16 protein-coding genes are annotated in these 22,034 nt (G+C 45.9%); 3 read left to right on the forward strand and 13 right to left on the reverse strand.

The window, feature by feature from the left end; translation table 11 throughout:
* Positions 1-80: 80 nt before the first annotated feature.
* The 12 genes from F9802_RS10450 to F9802_RS10505 form a co-directional block, all read right to left on the reverse strand.
* Positions 81-2,096, reverse strand: a complete 2,016-nt coding sequence (locus F9802_RS10450; RefSeq protein WP_152151667.1) for a penicillin-binding transpeptidase domain-containing protein — start codon at positions 2,094-2,096, stop codon at positions 81-83.
* Between the two features lie 50 nt (positions 2,097-2,146).
* Positions 2,147-3,550, reverse strand: coding sequence for an RNA-guided endonuclease InsQ/TnpB family protein (locus F9802_RS10455; RefSeq protein WP_225435294.1), 1,404 nt, complete (start codon positions 3,548-3,550; stop codon positions 2,147-2,149).
* Between the two features lie 222 nt (positions 3,551-3,772).
* A complete protein-coding gene (locus tag F9802_RS10460) occupies positions 3,773-4,729 on the reverse strand; it encodes a DMT family transporter (protein ID WP_152151669.1) in 957 nt (318 codons plus the stop codon).
* Between the two features lie 365 nt (positions 4,730-5,094).
* The gene (locus F9802_RS10465) at positions 5,095-7,056 is read right to left on the reverse strand and encodes a hydantoinase B/oxoprolinase family protein (protein ID WP_152151671.1); all 1,962 of its coding nucleotides are present in this window, start codon (positions 7,054-7,056) and stop codon (positions 5,095-5,097) included.
* A 13-nt stretch (positions 7,057-7,069) separates the two neighbouring features.
* Positions 7,070-9,160, reverse strand: coding sequence for a hydantoinase/oxoprolinase family protein (locus tag F9802_RS10470; protein WP_152151673.1), 2,091 nt, complete (start codon positions 9,158-9,160; stop codon positions 7,070-7,072).
* A gap of 572 nt (positions 9,161-9,732) precedes the next feature.
* On the reverse strand, positions 9,733-10,713 hold the full coding sequence (locus F9802_RS10475) for a 5-oxoprolinase subunit C family protein (RefSeq protein WP_152151675.1): 981 nt from the start codon (positions 10,711-10,713) through the stop codon (positions 9,733-9,735).
* 3 nt (positions 10,714-10,716) lie between these two features.
* Complete coding sequence (locus tag F9802_RS10480) at positions 10,717-11,601, reverse strand: 5-oxoprolinase subunit B family protein (protein ID WP_152151677.1); 885 nt, start codon at positions 11,599-11,601, stop codon at positions 10,717-10,719.
* Between the two features lie 13 nt (positions 11,602-11,614).
* Positions 11,615-13,645 carry a sigma 54-interacting transcriptional regulator gene (locus tag F9802_RS10485; protein ID WP_152151679.1) on the reverse strand — a complete coding sequence of 677 codons (2,031 nt, stop codon included), beginning with the start codon at positions 13,643-13,645 and terminating at the stop codon, positions 11,615-11,617.
* Between the two features lie 363 nt (positions 13,646-14,008).
* Positions 14,009-15,139 carry a glycerate kinase family protein gene (locus F9802_RS10490; protein WP_191991863.1) on the reverse strand — a complete coding sequence of 377 codons (1,131 nt, stop codon included), beginning with the start codon at positions 15,137-15,139 and terminating at the stop codon, positions 14,009-14,011.
* Between the two features lie 135 nt (positions 15,140-15,274).
* On the reverse strand, positions 15,275-15,475 hold the full coding sequence (locus F9802_RS10495; protein WP_152151683.1) for a hypothetical protein: 201 nt from the start codon (positions 15,473-15,475) through the stop codon (positions 15,275-15,277).
* Positions 15,476-15,552: 77 nt separating this feature from the next.
* Positions 15,553-15,834 (reverse strand): hypothetical protein, encoded by a 282-nt coding sequence (locus F9802_RS10500; RefSeq protein WP_152151685.1) that lies wholly within the window; start codon positions 15,832-15,834, stop codon positions 15,553-15,555.
* 105 nt (positions 15,835-15,939) lie between these two features.
* Complete coding sequence (locus tag F9802_RS10505; protein ID WP_152151687.1) at positions 15,940-17,181, reverse strand: MFS transporter; 1,242 nt, start codon at positions 17,179-17,181, stop codon at positions 15,940-15,942.
* A gap of 142 nt (positions 17,182-17,323) precedes the next feature.
* Here F9802_RS10505 and F9802_RS10510 point away from each other — a divergent pair, with 142 nt between their 5' ends.
* The 3 genes from F9802_RS10510 to F9802_RS10520 all read left to right on the forward strand — a co-directional run bounded on the left by F9802_RS10510 (position 17,324) and on the right by F9802_RS10520 (position 20,793).
* The gene (locus F9802_RS10510; protein WP_152151689.1) at positions 17,324-18,475 is read left to right on the forward strand and encodes an MFS transporter; all 1,152 of its coding nucleotides are present in this window, start codon (positions 17,324-17,326) and stop codon (positions 18,473-18,475) included.
* Between the two features lie 88 nt (positions 18,476-18,563).
* Positions 18,564-19,673, forward strand: coding sequence for a mandelate racemase/muconate lactonizing enzyme family protein (locus F9802_RS10515; protein WP_152151691.1), 1,110 nt, complete (start codon positions 18,564-18,566; stop codon positions 19,671-19,673).
* Between the two features lie 16 nt (positions 19,674-19,689).
* On the forward strand, positions 19,690-20,793 hold the full coding sequence (locus F9802_RS10520) for a M20 peptidase aminoacylase family protein (RefSeq protein WP_152151693.1): 1,104 nt from the start codon (positions 19,690-19,692) through the stop codon (positions 20,791-20,793).
* 212 nt (positions 20,794-21,005) lie between these two features.
* Here F9802_RS10520 and F9802_RS10525 read toward each other — a convergent pair whose 3' ends face one another.
* The gene (locus tag F9802_RS10525) at positions 21,006-21,776 is read right to left on the reverse strand and encodes a 3D domain-containing protein (protein WP_152151695.1); all 771 of its coding nucleotides are present in this window, start codon (positions 21,774-21,776) and stop codon (positions 21,006-21,008) included.
* Between the last annotated feature and the right edge of the window lie 258 nt (positions 21,777-22,034).

A 22,034-nucleotide genomic window follows, 5' to 3' on the forward strand; every position in this document is an offset into this window, starting at 1 on the left:
GAAATTCAAATTACCTTCTTTAATTTGAAAAACCGCCAGGAAAAAACATGAAATTCGCTTTTTCCCGGCGGTTGTCGACTTTATGAACTTGTTTCTTTCCATTTCAAAAAGATTTGCTTGCTTACGCCTATGGCTGCTTTGCTTCCTCCAGCTTCTTCTACATTCTCCATCATCAAAGCCATAATAAAAGCAGGATTTTGCTGGTCGTAAGCAACAAAGAGCCCGTTTTCTTTTCCGGTTGTTCCTTTTTCCGCTTTTAGCTCAGCCGTTCCAGTTTTGCCGGCGATAGCAAAGCCAGGCAAGTCGGCTGCTTTTGCCGTCCCTTTTTGTACGACGAGCCGCAAGTCTTGTTTCAACAAATCAGCCGACTCTTTGGAGACGAGATCTTTTTTCCATACTTCCGGCTTCTCGCCTGCATAGAGCTGCGGCTTCATCATGCTGCCGTCGTTCACGATCGCCCCGTAGGCAGAGGCGAGGTGAAGCATACTTGAAAGCACTTCTCCCTGACCGTAACCCGTGTCGCTCAGAAGAACTTCTTTGTCAAGCGTACCACTGTTGGAAATTTGCGAAGCACGGACCGGGTAGGCAAACGGAAGCTTTTCCCCATAACCAAACGATTTCAAGCCTTCTGTCATCTTTTCCTTGCCCGCTTCGAGTGCAGTCTGGGCAAAATAAATATTATCGGAATGAATGAGCGCTTCCCGCAAGTTTACCGGTTGCCCCAAATCTGTTACCCGCGTTACCGAGTAGCTGCCCCATGAAGCATCTTTCTGCCAATGCAGTCCTGTGATCGGCCGTTCTTTCGACGGGTTGAGTGTGCCGGCTTTTAACGCAATGGCAGCGGTAATCGGTTTAATCGTCGAACCTGGTGAATAAGCAGCGGCAAATCGGTTCAAAAGCGGTTTCGCTGGATTGCTTTCAAGCTCTTTGTAGCGGCTGGCTGACACGCCAAGGACAAATTCATTCGGATCAAATGCAGGCGAGCTCGCCAGCGCCAATACTTCTCCTGTTTTTGGATGGACGGCCGCCGCTGTTCCTGGCTGGCCTTTTAATTGCTCATAGATCGTTTGCTGCAATTCGGCATCAATCGCGATTTTGATGTCTTTGCCGTTTACAGGAGCCGTTTCAGCGATTGTCACCGGCTCCCCTTTTGCTTTTGTAATATAAATCTTTTTACCGTCTTTCTCTCTTAATTCGTCTTCGAGCAGCTGCTCCAGCCCCCGTTTGCCTATTTTATCTTGAGCGCTGTATCCTTTTGATTTCAGCTTTTCCAGCTCTTCGCCGTTAATGTCACCGATATAGCCGGTTAAGTGCCCAAGCGCTTCTTTATACGGGTATTCACGCATTGAAATTTCTTCTGCCGCAAACCCTGGAATAGCTTTAAGCTGCTTTAATTTTTCTTCATCATAGATAGAAAGTTTTTTCAGCGGCACGAAATGTCCGGGCTGCACCCAGCTTTGCTTCAGCTGTTGATCGATAAATTCGGTTGTCACGCCGAGCAGATCAGCTAGTTTACCTTTTGCGGCCGCATCATTATCCAATGCGCCGGCTTGTACACCTGCCATGAAGCCGCGGCCATTAATGGCCAGCGAATGACCGTTGCGGTCAAAAATCTGTCCCCGCTTGCCTTGAAGTGTTTCGAGACGGATTTTATCGCCTGCCTCCATGCCAGGGAAAATATAAGATGCGTCCCAGTCAATAAACCATTGTTCTTCTTTATCCTTTTCTTCCCTTTTTAAGACCGCTTCCTTTTCAAAAGAAACGGGTCCGGCGAGCGTGTCCATTTCTACTTTGATTGGAATGACCGCTTTTTCAGCCTTTTTCCAGTCTTTTTCTTCCTCCGCAAGCAGAGTCACTTTTACATTTTTCACTTCTAAATCCTTGTAAATCGTTTTATAACGGTCAACGTAATCTTTTTCCTTCACCTTTTCTTTACTGGAAGGAGCCACATAGCTTTTATACATCTCTTCGAATTTCTTCTTATTCCACAGCTTTACGTATTCATTTAACCGTTCTTCTGGAGATGGCAGTTTGTTGCAGCCCGCCAGGCTTACTATCAGCACGAGCAGCCCGATTAAAAACAAATATTTCCGCATCGTTTCACCGCTTTCCCAAAAATATTCAAATCTACTCAAAACGAAGCAATTTAAATAATAGCTCGGAGGAACTCCTCTTCAACTGAGGTATTCTCTTTATTTTCACCTAGAGACTCATTTCCTCTAGCCAGTAAGCGAAACTTTCCACGAACAATTGCTTGTCGCTTCCAATTCCACTCCACTGTATACGTAGGATTTTCCACCCCTACATAGCCCAAGCGTGGCAATAACTTTCTTGCTTTTTTACCAATGTTAACTGCGCTGTTTATATCACGATACATTTTCGTTTTACACTTTGGACACGTAAATACTCTAACATCGGGTTCTTTATTTTCCATATAACCACAAGCGCAACATTCTTTCGTGGTGTTATATTCATCCACTTTTGTATAGTGTTTGTTGTTTTTTTCTTGAACCCATTCTAGTATGGTCCTAAACTGTCCTATTGGCGTTTGATTTAACATCGCACGTTTCATGGAACCGTATTTCGCCACATCTGGAGTAGGCACATAGTCACCAATTAAAATGTGGTCATATCTTTTACTAAAGTAATGAGCATAACTGTATAAGACTTGCTTAATTTGTTCTCGCCTTGTCATATGAGCCCGCTCTAATGCACGATTTAAATAACTCCAGCGTTTACTAGGCTTCCAATAACTTGATGTTGATGTTACAACTAATTTTGAATAGATCGAGCATTTATCTCGTTTTGATTTTAATTGGTCAATTCGTTTATCCCAATATCTTAAAGTAGAAGATAAAGCTTTCAATTCATATGATTTTCCCTCATGATCCATTCCAACTGCTAAATTCTTGTGGTTGGGGTCAAAAACAATGAAGCTGTTTTCTTTCACTTTAACTGCTTCGGTTATTTTTTCAACGGTAAAAACAGCGTAATAACCATTTAAATCTTTTGTGATGCGTAAAGTTTTAACTTTTTCATCTTCGTCTAATTGAAAAGCTTCTTTCAAGCCAATTACTATTTCTATTTGCCTTTTAGCCTTTTTATCGGTTTCTTTTGCTTTTCTATGTTCTTCCTCAGTTAATTTGCCCAATGTGATTCTAAGCCTATTTTCACCCAACAACTTAAAGCCTTTGTTCGGCTCATCGTAAAAAAGAGAAAACCATTTCCTTTTCCAAGAACGGTATGTTGGTTTTTGGTTATCTAACTCCGGATCAAAAAATCGATCATATGCTTCTTTTAAACGAAGAGCTGCATTTTTCAAAGGCGAGGAATGAACTTTATATAAAAATGGATGTTTCTCTTTTATTTTAGGAACTTCGTTTCGTAAATTTCTACCGTTTAGAAATTTTCTCTTCTTTCCATTTTTATAGTCTTCCTCTACTGCTTCAAAAAGTTGATTGTACAACCAGTTACACATTTTAGATTGACCATCCAACACCGATTCGATTTCTTTTGAAGTTTCTAATTTTATTTTCCGATTAAATATCATCAGTTTTCACCTCCTTAAGAAAAATTTACCAAACACACGTTTGTGTAATCAAGTGAAAACTCCTATCTGTAAAGAAAACAAAAAACCTATTCATAAATTAGTAGTTATTATATGGATTTAATAATTTTTATTAACATTGTTTTTTAGCCCTTGAATTTGATTTTTGCAGTCCTCTGAAAAACCGGTCTCCACTGGAAACTATTTATAGACAACGCCGGACACTTAAGTGCCCAGCGCTGGTTTTTTCGCATGAGAAACGTAACTATGTAACACCATGCCAATGACGATCAAGACCATGCCAGCGAGAGAAACCGGAGCTGGCAAAGGAGCAGCGAGCAAAATCATTTCGCCGGCGACCGCAAACAGCACTTCGATTGATTGCGTCGCTTCTACCGCTCCTAGTTTTTGCATATTCCCTCTTACAAGGTCCGTTGCCGCAAAAAATAAGACGGTCGCAAACACGCCGGAAAAAAGTGCGACGAGTCCGGATTGAACGACTTGGTTTTTGCTCGGCAAGCCGGCAGTGTATATCGCTGCTCCCGATAAAACCAACCAAAACGGCAAACTCGCCAGTGTCATCCCGAGCACACGCTGGTAGGCATCAAGCCGGTTCGAACACACATCCATCATTTTACGGTTGCCGAGCGGATAGGCGAAAGAAGCCACAATGATTGGTACGATACATAAAAAAACGGCTTGCAACGACAGCTGCCGTGCGTGTTCCATTTGCATAAGAGCGACGCCGGCGAGGATGATGAGCGACATCGCGAGTCCTCTGTACGGAATTTTCCCTCTCACTCTTTTCGGCCCATTCGCTGTTTGAATCGTTATGTAAAAAAGCGGCACGAGCAGCGAACCCGAAATAATCGTAATTTGCCATGTACCGGCGATGAGCCAGCCTGGTCCGTACGCAGCCGCAAAACAAAGCGGCGCATAAAACAAGCCAAAGCCGACAACACTCCACAGCAGCCAGGCGGACGGTTTTTTTTTCATTTCGTCAAACAGCGGACGCAGCCCTTTTCGGCCGGCAACAATCAAAACGAGCAACGGCACCATAAAGAAATAACGCAAGGAAGCGCTCCACATCCAGCTGCCTCCTTCTGCTTCCATGAGCCGGTTTAAAACGAATGTAAAAGCAAAGAAAAATGCGGAAAGCACACCTAACACGATCGGTCTCATTAACAAAATACCCCCAGTAACAGTGAATCCCTTCTGTCTTCACTATAGCGTATAGCCGTTTTCACCCGCAATGATAAATTTTTCGACTCAGCTTTGGGCGGCGTGCATATTCCCGGATTTCTCGTGCATAAATCAAGTGTTGCTGTGCAGAAATTCGTGTCATTCGTGCACAATGTCAAGCGAGCGGTGCAGAAATCCAGCTGTCGCGCATATTTTAGTCGTTTTCGTGCATAAAGCCATCAGAGCCGCGCATAAACTCCAATCGCCTGCGCACAACGCAGCGCCGATCGATTTTATTTACTTGAAAAAGGCTGCCCAAAAGTCAGTGAATAACTGACTTTTGGGACAGCCCTTCTTCGCATTCATTACGCCCAGTAAGCTAGTGAGCGCTTTTTCAGCATTTCACGGTTTTGCTCTGTTGTTTTTGTGAGCACTTCTTCTGTTGCCAAGTCGATGATCACGCCGTATTTGCGGATGAGATCCAATTGATCGATTTCGCCGCTGCGGTATTTAGCGAGGACGCTTTCCACGCCTTCTTCCAGCCAGCCGGCACGCGACTGGCGGATCATTGTTCTTTCCGCTTTTGTCGCTTCTTCATCGATTTCAAATAAATCTATTTCTCTATCAATTTCGCGAATAATGACACCGTAGTCTTTTTTCGCACGTTCAATGGAGACGTACTCATCGATGACGTCTTCAAGCACCGCTTGCGGGTCGCGCTCAAGCGGATCACCGAGGCCTCCTCCGCCCGCGGAAGGTCTTGTAAACGTATCGCCTTTTTTCACTTTCACGTTTGAGAAAATCGTGCCTAAAAATTGGCCGTCTTCTTTATCTTTATTTAACCAAGCCCCGTGCGGCGTAGATGGCAGTCCGCCGAAAATGCCCCATGTCACCGAACGGGACCGGTCACAGCAATACGACATGACGGTATCGTTTGCCTCTGTTAATATGCCGCCTTTTTCCACACCACAGCCGCCGCGGAATCTTCCCGGTCCTGCGGAATCCGTTACGATTTCATGCTTCGTCGTAATTACCGGGGAAAGCCGCTCTTGGCCTTCGCAAGGCTGGATGCTGAGTCCAACGCCGAATACCGGTGAAAGTGCGTTTGCGCCGTCTCGTTTATTACGGCCGCCATGTCCACCCGCCATCCAGTCGTACCACATAAAGTAGTTGTCATAGCCTGGGCGCTTGTCCCAGCCGCCGATTAATAGATACTCTAAGTTGAATGAGCAGGCAAGAGCGCGCTCCGGCATGACGTGAGACCATAATTCAAAGCAGGCGTTCATAATTTTTTCGTACGCGCCTGAACAAAATCCTGTTACAGCGACAGGCCAGGCGGCATTAACGACTGAATTTTCAGGCAGGTCGACGTGTACGACACGATAGAAACCGGAGTTTAATGGAATGTCCGGGAAAAATGTTTTCGTTCCGGCATAAGCGGCTGACATCGAAGAGCCAAACGCTGAGTTCAAGAAACAGCCGATGTAATCATGCGATCCCGCTAAATCATAAAAGATTTCATCGCCTTTAATCGTCATTTTTACTTTAATTGGAATGAGACCATCGCCCGCTGTTGGATCCATATCAATGTAATCCGTTGTTTCCCACTCGCCATCAGGCAGAGCAGCCACTTTTGCCCGCGCCAGGCGCTCAACGTAATCCTGCACTTCCGCAAAAGCGGTTAGAATTGTATCGAGGCCATATTTTTCAACGAGAGCGATCAGCTGTGTTTCACCCGTTTTCGTTGCTTCTGCTTGTGAACGCAAATCACCGAGGCGTTCTTCCGGCACACGCATGTTGGAAACGAGAACGTTGGCGACATCGTGTAAATACTCGCCTTTGCTCCAAATGCGCAGCGGCGGAATCCGCAATCCTTCGCCGTAATGATCTTTTGAATTGACGTCGAATGAACCCGGCACGGAACCACCCATATCTGCCCAGTGGCCATTCAGCTGCATGAATGCAATCAGCTTGCCGCTGTGAAACACCGGCCTGATCACCCGCGTATCGTTGAAGTGTGTGCCGCCGCGGTATGGATCATTGACGATAAAGACGTCGCCTGGATGTATGTCATCTCCGAAATCTTCAATGACGGCTTTTGCTGTTAAATGAAGCGTACCGACGTGAACAGAAATGTCTTGCGTCCCTTGCATGACCGTATTCCCTTCTGCATCACATAAAGCGGAACTGAAATCACGGTTATAAATAACGAAAGAATAACAAGTTCTCAGTACTTGCTCGGACATTTGGTCAACCAAGTTGACGAATCCATTTTTTAACACCTCAAATGTAACAGGATCTAATTGGCTTTCAAATACTTTGCTCATGCTCCCACCCCTTTTAGTTAGCTAATGTTGGTACCGTTTCTGCTGCTTCTTTCCCGCCGTTTTCATTTTTCTTTGCAAATGACATAATAATGTTGCGGTATTCATCTACTTTTACCGTGCAGCCAGGCGGCACAACAATCGTTGAGTCAAGCTGGTCGATAATTGCCGGACCGGCAAATTCAGAAAGAACAGGAATTTTGACACGGTCATAAATCGCTGTTTCTGTAAAGCCCCCCGCTTCTTCAAAATACACGTCACGCGTTTCTTTCAACGCTTCCTCAAGTGTTCCTGACGGCTCTTCTTTATTGAATTCCGGCTTTTGCACTGTGCCGATCGCTTCGACGCGCAAGCCGTAAATTTCAATGCCTTTCGTGTTGTCTGTAAAAGCAAACTCCCGCTCATGCTCCTTATGGAAACGCTCGACCGCGTATTCAAGCGAATGCAGCGGACGGTCCACCGAAACTGACAGCGTTCTCCACTGCCCGACGTAACGCATATCAACGTAGCGGATCAAGTTCATATTTTCCGATGCAATGCCTTCTTCTTCAAGCAGGCCGATCGCTTCTTTTTCCATTTCGATAAATTCTTTTTCCAAATCTTCTTTTTGAATATCTTCTACATTCGTTAAAAATGTTTTCGTGACATCGTGGCGCACATCGACTAATAAACAGCCCATTGCCGCTGCTACACCCGGGTGAGCCGGTACGATGACGTTTGGAATTTCCATTTCTTTCGCCAGCTCAGCTCCGTGCAGCGCACCTGCTCCGCCAAATGCAACGAGAGCGAAATCACGCGGATCGTACCCGCGGCGCACAGAGATGAGACGAAGGGCGTCGCACATGTTAGCATTCGCTACTTTCACGATCGCATCTGCTGCTTCGTGTACATTGTAATTTAATTTAGAGGCTACCGTGTTTTCGATCGCTTGCAATGACGCTTCTTTGTCCAATGTCATTTGTCCGTCGAGAAGCTTCGTGCCTAAACGGCCAAGCACAACGTTCGCATCCGTATTCGTCGGTTCTGTTCCACCGAGTTTGTAGCAGGCAGGTCCCGGCACAGCTCCAGCACTTTGCGGGCCATTGCGCAAGGAACCGCCTTCATCGATCCACGACAAGCTTCCGCCCCCGGCACCGATCGTTAAAATTTCAATGCTCGGGAAGCCGATCGGGTAGCCGTATTCAATGTACCAGTCTTTCGTGACGCGCAAATCGTTGTCATACATTAATGAAATGTCGGTGCTTGTTCCACCCATATCCAGCCCGATGGCATTTTTAAAGCCGCACATGTTGGCAATATGCTTGCTCGCAATAGCGCCGGCCGCAATCCCGGAGCTTGCCAGGCGGGCAGCATAGCGGGGAACAGTTTCAGATGTCATAACGCCTCCGCCGGAATGAAGGACAAGAATGTCGCCATTGTAGCCGACTTCTTTCATTTCTTTTTCGAGTACTTTAATGTACTTACTGATCGTCGGCCCAAGCACCGCGTTCACGATTGTCGTGCTCATGCGCTCATGTTCGAAAATTTCCGGCAGCGTGTCAGAAGACGTACAAATGTACACATCTGGCATTTCCTCCTGGAAAATTTCTTTCACGCGCTTTTCATTATCACCGTTCACGTAAGCGTTCATAAAGCAGATCGCAATCGATTCCACTTGGCGCCTTTTTAAAATTCTAGCAAGCTCGCGCACTTCCGCTTCATTTACTTCTGTGATCATCTCACCCGAATAGTCGACGCGTTCCGTTAATTCAAACCGGTCGCGGCGCTTAATGTAAGGCTCTGCTACATCATTGTAAGCATCCCATAAATCAAGCTTCGTCCCGCGGCGGATTTCTGTGACATCACGGAAGCCTTTCGTCGTGACTAGCGCGGCTTTCGGCAGTTTTCTTTCGATCAAAGCATTCGTACCCACAGTCGTTCCGTGGGAGAACATCGCAATTTGATCTCCCGTCAGCTTCGCTTTCGCAATGCCATTCATCATTCCTTTTTCGGGATTTCCCGGCGTGGAAGACGTTTTTGTTACGTAGATTTCCCCTGTTTTTTCATCAAATACAAACACATCCGTAAATGTGCCCCCAACATCGACAGCTACATGATATTTACTCACTTGATCGCCTCCAGTGTTTTATTTTAAACATGTCTGTTTAATGTAAAAGTTGAACTTCTTCCTTCCATGCGCTTTCCGGCACCACCTCCTAAAAATGAACAAATGCGGAAGCGCCTCGATCAGCCTTAGGCAAAAATGTTCTTTCCTCAATGTCTAGCTGCAGGCGCAAGCGCGTACGCTGATTTCGCTCTCTCTGCCGGAGTCAAAGAACGACTCCTCGTCGAGAGCTATAAATCCGCTATCGCGCTGACCGATCGCCTTTCGCTTTTCTATAAAGAAGTCTGCCTTTTGACTTCATTGAGGAAAGGTTATTTGACCTCGAGGGCTAGGCGCTGAAGCTGGACAGTATGAAAAGCGGAGCCGACTGCTATGGGGCGACAAGCATATGCCAATCTGGCGAAGCGGCGCTTTTTGCCGCACAGCCAGATTGGCATATGACCTCGAGCCCCAAGGAGGCGGAGCTAGACAAAGACCCGCTTCATTAACAAAGTTATCCACCATATGATTATTTAGTAGTTTTCTAATAACTTAAAACTGAATATTCAGAACCAGGAACTCACAGCAAGCGCCTGCTAAGCTTGCTGGATCATACTTTTTACTTTTTCGATAAGCTGTTCTTGTTCCCGGCGCAATTGAAACGCCTGATCGACTGTGACCGCATGAAAGCGGACTTTGGACTGCGGCTTTGCCTGTGCAAGAAGGCTTAAATCAGTACTGATAACGGTGCCGGTCGTAACAAAACCCCCGCCGCCTGTTCCGTCATTTAGCAAAATGATTAACTCTTCTTCGTTCGGGACAATCACACCGCCGATTGGATAAGGAATATCGACTATATTGCCAGGGCTGTTGCCTGATCCGAACGGAGCGTCTTCTTTTACGTAACGGACGCGGCCCCCATGCAGCCGGTAAGCGACTCGGTTAGACTGTGTGTGAATCGTCCACTCCTTGTTGAGCAGGCCCGTCAATCCTTCATCACTAATACGGTCACTTGTAATACCCAAAACGAGATGAAGATCAAGTTCCCGGGAAAAAGCAGGCAGTGCTTCTTCCGGTACGCGTTTCCCGACTTGCCGGAGCACTCCCGGCAGCGGTTCATTAAGCGGAAGGAAGTCCCCTTTTAGGAGCATCCGTCCAAGTACACCGGTAAATCCACTGGCAAAACAGGCGGAGCGGCTTCCGAGCATTTCCGGAGTAGCGAGCCCGCCGGAGACAGCAAGATAAGTGAAGACCCCTTCTCGAATGTTCCCGACTGCCAGCACATCTCCCGGCGAAACGGCCGCCGGCTGCCAGAGCGGCAGTTTTTCTCCGTTCAATGTGGCGTCCGCCGGCGCGCCGGTCAGTACGATAACCGTTTTTTTCTGGAATTCAATGACCGGACCTTTCATCATCATTTCCAAGCCAGCATAATGGCGCGGATTGCCGAGCAGCACATTGCCTAACAGGAACGAATATTTATCCGCGGCGCCTGCCGGCGGGACGCCCATATGATAGAAGCCAAATCGGCCCGCGTCCTGAATGGTTGACTTTAATCCTGGTTCAAGTATGTGCAGCACGGCTTAAAACCCCTCCATCAACTGTGATATATAAGTAGTCCCTTTTTCGTCATACTGTTCAACGGAAAATTGGACGGGCTTGATTTTATATTCGTACGTGCGCTTTTTTACTTCTTCGCGGATGTTGTAAAATTCTGCTTCAGTGATGGGGCGATATTTCCATAAATCACCAGGTTTGGCCAAGAAAAACGAATCGTGAAAAACGGACAGGCTCTGACCCGGATCATATACCGGAACAGCCGATAGGCCGATCAGCTGGTAGCTTCCAGTTGATTCTGTCGGATACACAACGGTAAAAGCTCCTCCCACTCCGACGGCTTCGCCCGGGGTATATGCCCGCGGACTCTTATATTTCGGCGCCTGGATGACTTTATCATTCCGTACTCCGAGCGGAAATCCCCAAGCGGTACCCGGTTTAAAACCGAGCGATGTAATAAAATACGGCGTGGAAGAATGAGCAGAAATAAAAGCGTCCTTATCCGTAAATCCGTTCGCTTTCATGACAAATGTAAAATCATCGCCGCCTGCTTCCGGCTGTAAGTGCTGATACTTTTTCATTGTTTTTTCCGTTATGGTGTCGTTATACCAAACTGGAATTTCAATGATCCGGCTGCTGAAATTCAACTCGGACCGGTCACTTTTTTGCTGGTCAATTTCCTGCAAATAATCGAGTAAATGATAAGGAGAGATCTCATTAGGGTCGTAGCGGATTAAATAAGACGCATTGCCGGGATAAATTTCAATCATGCCCGGAATGTCGCGGTTTCTCAGCTCATTTGTAATAGAAATGGCTTTAAAATTGCTTTCAATTCTCATGTCTTTTGAAATTTCCGCGTAAATATATTCATCTCCGCAAAAATCAAATCTCGTTTCCGGGAAAATTAACAAGTTGATCTCTCCTTCATTTCAATGCCTTCTTCATTCTTCGGCTGATCGTCGATGCACTGACCCCAAGCACACTTGACGCTTTGGCTGCTGTCCCATATTTGCCAACAGCAAGCCGGATTAACTGATCTTCCACTTCTTCAACGGCTTCTTTTAGCGGCATGATTCCGCGGACGGTTAAATGGGCCGATTCTTCTGTTTCTGTATTCCAAACAGCTCGGAACACATCGTCTCCGGAAATCACTTCTTTCCTGCCCATCACCACGAGCCGCTCCATCACATTTTGCAATTCCCTAATGTTTCCTGGCCACTGATAGCTTTCCAGCAACTGCAGCCCTTCTCTTGAAAACTTTTTCTCTTTTTTATAGGCTGCGTTTAACTCGTCGAGAAAGTAAAGAGCGAGCGGCGCAATATCTTCTTTCCGTTTTCGCAGCGGCGGGATTTGCAGCGGAATGACGTGCAGCCGGTAAAACAAATCTTCACGAAAGGTTTGTGCTGTCACCATCTTTCTCAAGTTCCTGTTCGTTGCGGCAAGCACCCGCACATTCACTTTGATCGGTACTAAACCGCCAACCCGGACAATTTCACGCTCCTGCAGCACCCGCAAAAGCTTCACTTGCATATGAAGCGGGATTTCAGATATTTCATCAAGAAAAATCGTGCCGCCGTCCGCTGCTTCAAACAACCCTTTCTTTTTCTCAACGGCACTCGTAAAGGCACCTTTTTCATGTCCAAACAATTCACTTTCCAGCAGGTTTTCAGGAATCGCTCCGCAGTTAATCGTGACAAACGTTTCATTTGAGCGCTGGCTGTACGAGTGAATCCGGCTGGCGATTACTTCTTTCCCGGCCCCTGATTCCCCGCTGATCAAAACAGTTGAATCTGTTTCTGCTACTTCTTTTATCTTTTCTACGAGCTCTGTCATTACTAGCGAGCGGTACACTAAATTTTTCATAAAATTCGGCGTGTCCCGGTTTTCATCTTCCGGTTTCTTTTTCTGTAATGGTTCTTCAGTGCTTACGTCACGGGACAAGACGATAATCTTTTCCAATTCACCTTTTTTAAACACCGGCGCAGCTGTGGATAAAATGTTTATATTTTGCTTGTTGCTTTGTGCCGCGCTGACCCGGTGCTGCTCTTTCAAGCATAAGTCCACAATATTCGGCTCAAACAGTCCTTTAGCTTCAAGGTCATATACATTTAACCGGATCAATTCTTCTTTTGAATACGGTCTCCAAAATTCTTGCAGGAACGCACCGGCGACACTTGTAATCTCTCCAGAAGGCTGAATGACTAAAATTTGTTCATTAGAAGCGGCATAAATAGCTTGCAGCTCTTCACTCAATTCGCGGACAAATTGCAGTTCACTTACGGCTTTTTCCAGATGCTCCTGCAAGTAAAATACATGGACGATACCTTGTGCCTGCCCGTTATGGTACACTGGCGAAAAATGACCAGTCATTTTTTTAAAATTAAACGAGCTGTCTACACCAAACTTTTTGTCACCTGCCAAAATAGCCTCCATCTCCACGTCAGCCGCGAGAATGTTTTTATAACTTCTGCCGGCAAGAATGGAGCGCGGCAATCCTAAAATCTGGCCGGCCGTTTCATTCATGAAATTTACTTCAAACTGCTGATTCGTCGTTACGATGCCAATTTCGGCGCTGTTTAAACCGTGATTCAAAAACTCCAACTGCAGCCGGGTAAGCGTATCTTTCGCTTCTTGAATCGTAATATAGCCTACCGCTTCGTTTTGTTCATTTACGCCGGCGACGATATGGCAATTGTGACAAAATTCCACCCATCCGGTCTCCCGGACAAGCAGCAAGTCTTTTTCAAAGTCAATTGGCTGAGTCAGTGAAGAAGCGTCAGTCACTTGTTTCAACAAATCAGCAAGCGTCAGATACCCAACAAGCTTTTCTTTTTCGTAAATAAAAGCCACGCGGCTCTCTTCCCGGGCAAGCAAGTCGATTACATCTTGAACCGTTGCCTGACTTGACACCCTCGGCGGCAAAGGCAATAAAATCTCCTGCCATTTCCATCTCATGTCTGCTTATCCCCTTTCGATCCTATCGCAGGGAAAGAAAAGAACCTTCTGTCTGGCGGATTGCTTCTACGTGAATGCGTTTACATTTATTTTTATATAAGCAAGTATCGTGCCAAATAAAAAGAATCGATGAAACAAAAGTAAAATTCAGAAAAAACACGCTTTTTATTCACGATTTAGACAGAATTCTTTTTCCCGCTTCACTCCTTTCTTTCGACAAAAACAGATGAAAAACCTTTCTTGATCTTGCAGTTTTGCAAGTTAACTTGCAAAACTGCAATTCACTTTAGCGGAGTGGGGGACTGACCCCCACCGCTTTAAAGCGGTGAAGATCAGTCCCCCTTTTTCATCGTTTATCATTTTTTATTTTTGTAGTGCGTAAAGCCGGAGCAGTTGTTCGGTTGTTTGCCGGGCTTGACGGGCGGCCGTGTTCGGGTGCATTGCTTGTTTTATTGTTAGGCAGTCGGTCTGGATGGAGAAGATCCCGTCAAAATATGGGTGAAGAGCTTCAATGTCTTCGCCGAGCCGGCCGGCGATGGCGACAACTGGTTTACGATGCTGCTTCGCGAGTTTCGCTACGCCGACCGGCACCTTCCCGAGCAAGCTTTGTCCGTCGAGGCTTCCTTCTCCGGTGATAACTAAATCTGCCCACTCAATGTCTGTTTCCAAGCCTGTTAACTGAATGACCGTATCAATTCCAGAAACGATTTCGCCGCCGAGCGCAGCTGCAATGGCACCACCGAGGCCGCCAGCCGCTCCGCTTCCTTTCACCTTCTGCACGTCCACGCCGTACACTCTCTGAAACAAGCAGGCCGCTTTTTGCAGCGCCTGATCGAGCAGTACCACTTCTTCTTCGGCCGCTCCTTTTTGCGGCGCGAACACAAACGCTGCTCCATCGCTGCCGTAAAATGGATTCATCACGTCGCTCGCGGCAAGAAAGCGCGTCTCGCGGATAGCCGGATAGATCTCTTCATCCGAAAAAGAAGCAATTTCAAGCAGCGGGTTGCCGGCACAATTTATTTCATTTCTGCAATTGTCGAACAGTTTCCAGCCGAGCGCCTGCAGCATGCCAAATCCGCCGTCATTTGTGGCACTGCCGCCAAGCGATATAATAATCTGGCGAAAACCTTCATCGAGCGCCGCTTTCACTTGTTCACCAAGCCCGAATGTATTGGTTGTCATCGGCGAACGCTCCTCATCCGATAACAATGTCAGCCCGCTGCTTTCAGCGCATTCAATCAAAGCGGCCGGTTCTCCTTCATACTCCATGGCGAGATAGGAAGCTGTCATTTGGCGCATGAGCGGGTCATGAACAGTTAACGGCCGGAGCGTGCCGTTTAAAGCGGCTATTGTCCCTTCGCCGCCGTCCGCCATCGGTACTACTTTTACTTGTGCATCCGGCACCGCCTTTTTTATCCCTTCAGCCATCGCTTGTCCTACTTTTTCCGCTGAAAGCGATCCTTTAAATGAATCAGGTGCAATTAAAATATTCACACTCATCCCTCTTTTGTCATTTTCTTTATTTTACTTGATTAGGCTCGTATTTTCCCGATTGCGGCTAGTAACCGAAAAAACGCTTGAGGACTTTCCTCAAGCGTTCACTAAAGTGCTCGTTAGTACATCTATAGCTTAATCCTCTTTACATGAAAAAGACCAATTAAATCCAAAGAGATCCTTTTCAACACTTGGATTTCCATTCATGTCGTAACAAGCATTTGTTGCTTCCACAATTGTTAAGTGACTCGTTACTGAAGTATAACCAATGATTAAGAATAATACGGATACAACCGCAGCCACAATGGATGCATACGCTTTAGCGTTATACTTCATTGCTTCTTGCCCCCTACTCTTAAACTTTAACTATTAATAGGCGAATTAATTTCTGCAATCCAGCGGCGCTTTTTTTGTTACTTTCCTCTAATGGCGCTTGTGACGAGGGCGAATGCGGTAATGATGTGCATAAACATGCCGACGAACGGAATCCAGCCGATAACGGATGTGATGATGCCGAGTATGCTGCCGGTGAGACTTCTTCCGGCACTTAATGCAAGCAATAAGGTGATAATGTGCATGACGGCCATAAAACCGAGCGGCGCCCATAAATTGCCAACGATAATTGAAGCACCGATAATCGGCACGCCGAGTACGGCTTCCATGCCTCCGGTAATCCATTTCATTGCAGTGACCATTATGATTCTCTCCTTTTTATTATCCGTTTCTTATAGAGGTTGTTCAAAAATTATAGGAAGACCAGCTGGCAAATGTCTCGGTTTTTTATCTTCCTTTTTGAACACTCACTTATACTCTCTTTTACGGAGTAAGAGAGAAAAAAGTTTCAATTTCTTATTACTTTCTCCTGAAAGGCCGACCCAAATGACGGATGGAATGGCCATAAATGTAAGCAAAGCTACACCGGTCCAACCTGCCGATTCCCATAGAAAAGCAGTCAATGTCGTACCTGCGGCGGCGCCAAGATAATAACTGAATAAGTACAGGCTGGAGGCGCCGCCTTTATGGTGAGTCGCTCGTTCGTTCACAATAGCGGTCATAAGCGAATGGGAAACGAAAAAGCCGAGACAATTGAGCGCCAGTCCCAAAATGATAAGTCCGCCGGAGTGAGAAATCGTCAGCAGCGAACCGCTAGTGAAAAAGAAAGCGCCAGCCATCAGCATATTTGTTTTTGAAAAACGTTCTGACAGCTTTCCGGCGATGACGGAACCGGCCACACCGGCAGAATAAGCAAAGTAAAGAAAAGAAATGGTTTTTAGCGACCATTCAAACGGCTCGCCGTGCAAATAAAAAGGCAAGTACGTCCAAAGCCCGGTGAATGCTCCCTGCATCATAATGCCCGATAAAAACAGCGGGATAAGCATGGTGTTCTTTGTGTGATGAGCCATTCCTCTAATATCTTCCATAAAGGGACGTTTACTCGGTTTAAAGAAGCGGGAAGACGGTATCCACCATAAATAAAGAAGAAACAGCACAACGTCAGCAGCAATAAGGGCATAAAGAGCAGCTTCATAACTGGCGGCATCTGCGACATAGCCGAAGCTGGCGCGGCCGAACATGCCCCCCATGCTGTTAGAAGCAATGTAGAGCATAATGCCGAGCCCGATGCTTTTTACAGCTACTTCTTCTGAAACATAAGCAATAGCGGCAGCCGGGATACCAGCCAAGAAAAATCCCTGAATGATCCTCAAGAAGAGCAGCGCCTCAAACGAAGGCAAAAAAGGCATCACAATAAGCGGCAAAATGGAAAAAGCAAGGCCAATATCCATGATTCTCCGCCGGCCAAAACGGTCCGATAAAAAACCAAAAACGAGCAAGCCGGCCATTAAAGCGATAATCGTAAGCGACATCGATAAGCTGGCTTCAGCAGAGGAAATCTCGAACTTTTTTACAAACAGCGGCATGACGGGCTGTGTAAAATACATATTAGCAAACGTAATGAGCGAGGCGCAGACGAGCGCTCCCATCATTCGCCAAAATTCTTTATCTTTCGTTGTATACTTTCTCACCTGCGGCTGGTCATTCATTAGCAAAGCTCCTTTATTAAGTGAAAGCATTTGTACGTTTATGTATAAATGTACCTCTTTTGCCGTATGAACTCAATGACAATGCCAGTTTCTTCCGATATAATAGTAGCTTGTGAAAATAAAAATTGTGAGGTTTTCAGCTATGTATAAAGCGCAAACGTGGTTATCGCTTAACTTCTTCGCTTTTTTCTTTACGTGGGGCGTGTTTCTGCCGTACTGGACTGCCTGGCTCATATCGAGCAAAGGCTTGACAGTCGAATCTGCCAGCACCATTATTGCGGCCGGTTTGTTTATTCGTTCTTTTTCAACTTTCTTTGTCTTTCCCGCGCTGAGTACAAAGTTTCCAATCGGCACACTCGTAAAAGCTTTCACTGTACTGAGTACGCTGTCGCTTTATTTGTTTATTCCTTTTGATTCGTTTCGCGCCATGATGATTGCTATGGCCTTATTCAGTTTCATCTATCCGCTCATGCTGCCGCTGACAGAAAGCATCGGGGCGATTATGATGCAAAGTGAACGCATTCATTATGGAAAAAGCCGCTCATGGGGTTCAATTGGCTATGCGATTGCCTTGCTCATCGTCGGGGCTGTAACTGCTTATTTCGGGGAAAATTCTATTATATATGTTATGATTTTTGGCTGTTTGCTCATGTTGGCGGCCGCTTTTTATTACACACCTGCTTCCTTAAAAACAAAAGCAAATGACCATTCTGTTCCTTTCCGCTCGCTTTTTCAATCAAAGCGCTTCGTGACAGCGATGATCATTTGCATAGTCATACAAGGAGCGCATGCTTCTTATTATAGTTACGGTTTTATTTACTTGCAGGATTTAGGCGTGAACAATACGTGGAGCGGCGTCATTTTAAACATTGCCGTCGTTTCAGAAATTCTTTTTTTTGCTATCGCTGACCGACTGCTCAAGCGAACGAGAATTTCATCTATGTTTTTCGCTTCCGCTGTCGCATCCATTATCCGCTGGACACTTTTATTTTTGTTCCCGAGCGTGACAGTCTATGCAGCCACTCAAATTTTGCACTCCATGACGTTCGCTCTTGCCCATTTTGCATTTATCCGGCTTCTTTATGAAGAGTTCGACAGCCGTGAAATTCCAGCGGCTCAAGGTATATATGCTTCTCTCGGCATGGGGCTGAGCACATCCCTGCTCACTGTCGCCGGCGGCTATTTATATAAAGAAGAACCAGGCCTCGCTTTTTTAGGAATGGCGCTCGTTCTTATTCCAGCCGTTTTGTTAAGTATATATATGAAGAAAAAATTTGAAGCCAATCCGCTATAAATAAATAAGTTATTCAACTATTCACCCTTTTAATTGCACTTTTTTCACTTATACTAAAGAGATACATACGCCAAAGGAGATGACAAACATGAAAATTGTTAAAGCGGAACTTTTCGGCATTCATTTGCCGCTGAAAACACCGTTCATTATTTCTTATGCTACGTTTCATCATATGCCGTCTGTCATTGTTAAATTGGAAACAGATAACGGCCTCATCGGCTGGGGAGAAGCAGTGCCGGATGAGCATGTAACAGGCGAAAGCTTTTTCGGCTGTATCGAAATATTGCGGCACATACTTTTACCAACAGTTCTGGGGGAATACCCCTTTCAAATTGAAAAGATCCATCATAAAATGAATGAAGCGATTATTGCCAATCCAGCGGCAAAAGCAGCGATTGATATCGCCTGCTACGACTTGATGGGCAAAGCGTCCGGACTGCCAGTGTACGATTTAATCGGCGGAAAAAGCCATGCCGAGCTGACTTATCCGAAAGTGCTGAGCATTGAAGAACCGGCAGTAATGGCGGAAAAAGCCCGAGCAGCCATCGCTTCCGGTTTCCACTCGCTGAAGCTGAAAGTCGGCACCGATACTCAAATGGACGTGAAACGAATTCAAGCAGTTCGGGAGGCGGTCGGTTTTAATGTACCGATTCGGGTCGATGTCAACCAGGGCTGGCAAACATACGCCGCGGCTATTGGAGCAATGAAACAGCTCGAGCCGCTTCAGCTTGCTTGGATTGAACAGCCGATCCGCATTGGTGATATCGATGGACTGGCCAAAATTAAACAGCAATGTACGGTCCCGCTCATGGCGGATGAATCCATTCAGCACGGCGAACATTTAATCGAAATGGTAAAAAAAGAAGCTGTCGATAAAATTAATATTAAGCTAATGAAATGCGGTGGTATCTTCCCGGCAATTTCTATCGCCAAAGCGGCGGAATATGCCGGCATCGACTGTCAGATCGGCTCAATGGTCGAGTCTTCCATCGGTTCAGCAGCCGGCTATCATGCCGCCATTTCCCGCAAAAATATTACGAGCACAGAATTGACCGGGCCGCTGTTGTTCAGCAAAGATATTGGCGATTTAACGTATGACGTGCCTTTTGTCCACCTTAATGACAAGCCGGGACTCGGCCTTACGATAAATGAATCGGCGTTAAAAGAATTAACCGTCGCACAAGTGTCAGTAAAATAAGAAAGGAGGATGAACCGTGAAAACAACAGATAGCCGGCTAATAGACATTTTCAATCATTTGCATACCCACCCAGAAATCAGCTGGAAAGAAACTGAAACAACTGCTTATATTGCCGGGCTGCTGAAAAAAGAAGGATTGTTCGTAACTACCTTTGACGACTGCACGGGCCTGATCGCCGAAATCGGCAGCGGCAAACCGGTCATTGCCATCCGCGCGGATATTGATGCCCTCTGGCAGGAAGTGGATGGCACGTTTCAAGCAAATCATTCATGCGGACATGATGCTCATATGTCCATCGTCATTGGCGCCATTCTGCAATTGAAAGATCAAATACAAGATGGTACAGTCCGGTTTATTTTCCAACCGGCAGAAGAAACCGGCAGCGGCGCATTGAAAATGGTGGAAAAAGGTGTTGTCGATGATGCCGACTATTTATTCGGCATTCACTTGCGTCCTGTAGAAGAGCTGCCATTCGGAAAAATGACACCTGCGGTTCATCACGGAGCGGTTGCTTTTTTAACCGGGAAAATCATCGGCGATGACGCTCACGGCGCCCGCCCTCATCAAGGAACGAATGCGATTGATATCATTGCTGCGTTAAATGAACAGCTAAAACTGATTCACTTTTCTCCATTTGAACCGTACTCGGTGAAAATGACGCACGTAGAAGCCGGCGGACAAAGTTTGAATATTATTCCCGGATCGGCAAAGTTCGGTCTCGATGTCCGCGCTCAAAAAAATTCCGTCTTATTGGATATGCAAAAGATCATCGAAGAAAAAATCAATGGGCTCAGCCGCTTATTCAATGTCACGATTGAGATGGATTGGCTTGACTTTACTCCGGGAGCGGAAGTCAATGCTGAAGCGGAAGAACTGCTGCGCCAAGGCATTCTCGAATACGGCGGCAAAGACATGCTTGCCGGACCGCTTATCACATCAGGCAGTGACGATTTTCACTTTTACACAATTAAACGACCGAACTTAAAAGCTTCCATGATGGGCATCGGCGCGGATTTAAAACCGGGTCTGCACCATCCGAAAATGACCTTTGATCCGCGCGCCATTCAAATCGGCGCCGATGTGCTTACCCGTTCCGTCTTAAATGCATTAAAAAAATAAAAAACGCCTCTTACTAAAAAGCTTCTCTATGCTTTTTAGTAAGAGGCATTTATATTTCGGCGGGCTTTGTCCAGCGCTTTGGCGACTTTGTTCACGACTTCCAAGCTTTGTCCACCAATTCAGACGCTTTCTTCACGATTTATTGAACATGTAAAAAAGCTGTCCAAAAGTCAGTAAGTTACTGACTTTTAGAACAGCTCTTTTTTTGTTCATTAGTTTAAAATTGTCACGTTCACTGTGCGGCGTCCCCAGTCGAGAGCCTGGTCCTTCGTTGGTACGTGCAGGTCAATTTTGTTTCCTTTAATTGCTCCGCCTGTATCACCAGCAACGGCTGTTCCATACCCTTCTACGTATACTTTAGAACCTAAAGGAATAACGTTAGGGTCGACAGCGATTACTTTCGCATTGCGGTCATTATTTAAGTTAATACCTGTTGCCGTAATGCCTGAGCAGCCGGCACATTGTGCTGTGTAGGCAGTAGCGGACACAGAAATCGTTTTACCTTGCGGCGCTTGCTGTGCTGGTGCAGGATTGTTCGATGCTGCTTTAGCAGGGGCAGCCGCCGGTTTTGCAGCAGATACGCCTTTTACTTGTCCTGAAAGAGCAAGCTTGTCGCCAGCGTAGATTCTGTCAGAAGACAAACCGTTAATAGCTTTTAATGATTGGACAGAAAGACCGTTTTTAGAAGCGATTTTAAATAATGTATCTCCAGGTTGAATAGTATATGTACCATTTCCTTTGGATGCTGCAGAAGCATTTGTAGTTGTGCCGCCATTCACTTCTATTTTTTGATTAGGGAAAATTAAATCAGATGAAAGGTTGTTCCATCCTTTAAGTTGTTGAACAGTCGTATTATTTTTTTGAGAGATGCTCCAAAGCGTATCTCCACTTTGTATTGTATATGTTTGTGCGGATGCAGCAGTTCCGAAAAGGCCTCCGCCGATCACCGTAGTAGCTGCAAGTGCGATAATTTGTTTTTTCATGATAGAAAAACCTCCTGTGTTCTGACACGCGGTAACTTCCCAGTTTAGTATTCCAATTAAAAGGGAAAATAAGAAACAACCGCCTGCAAGAAGCATTTTTAAAAAATTGAGTGTCCAGTGGCACTATTGAATAGAAACAAAGAAACTATATATAAACAGCTGCGGTCAATCGCTCGATTACCTGCTGACGAAATTTATTGTATCATGCCTCGGCGTGTAATGTTTTTAAGAAGCCGTTACGCTTTTGCGCCTTTATAT

Source organism: Bacillus aerolatus, assembly GCF_009183655.1.
Taxonomy (GTDB): Bacteria; Bacillota; Bacilli; order Bacillales; family Domibacillaceae; genus Pseudobacillus; species Pseudobacillus aerolatus.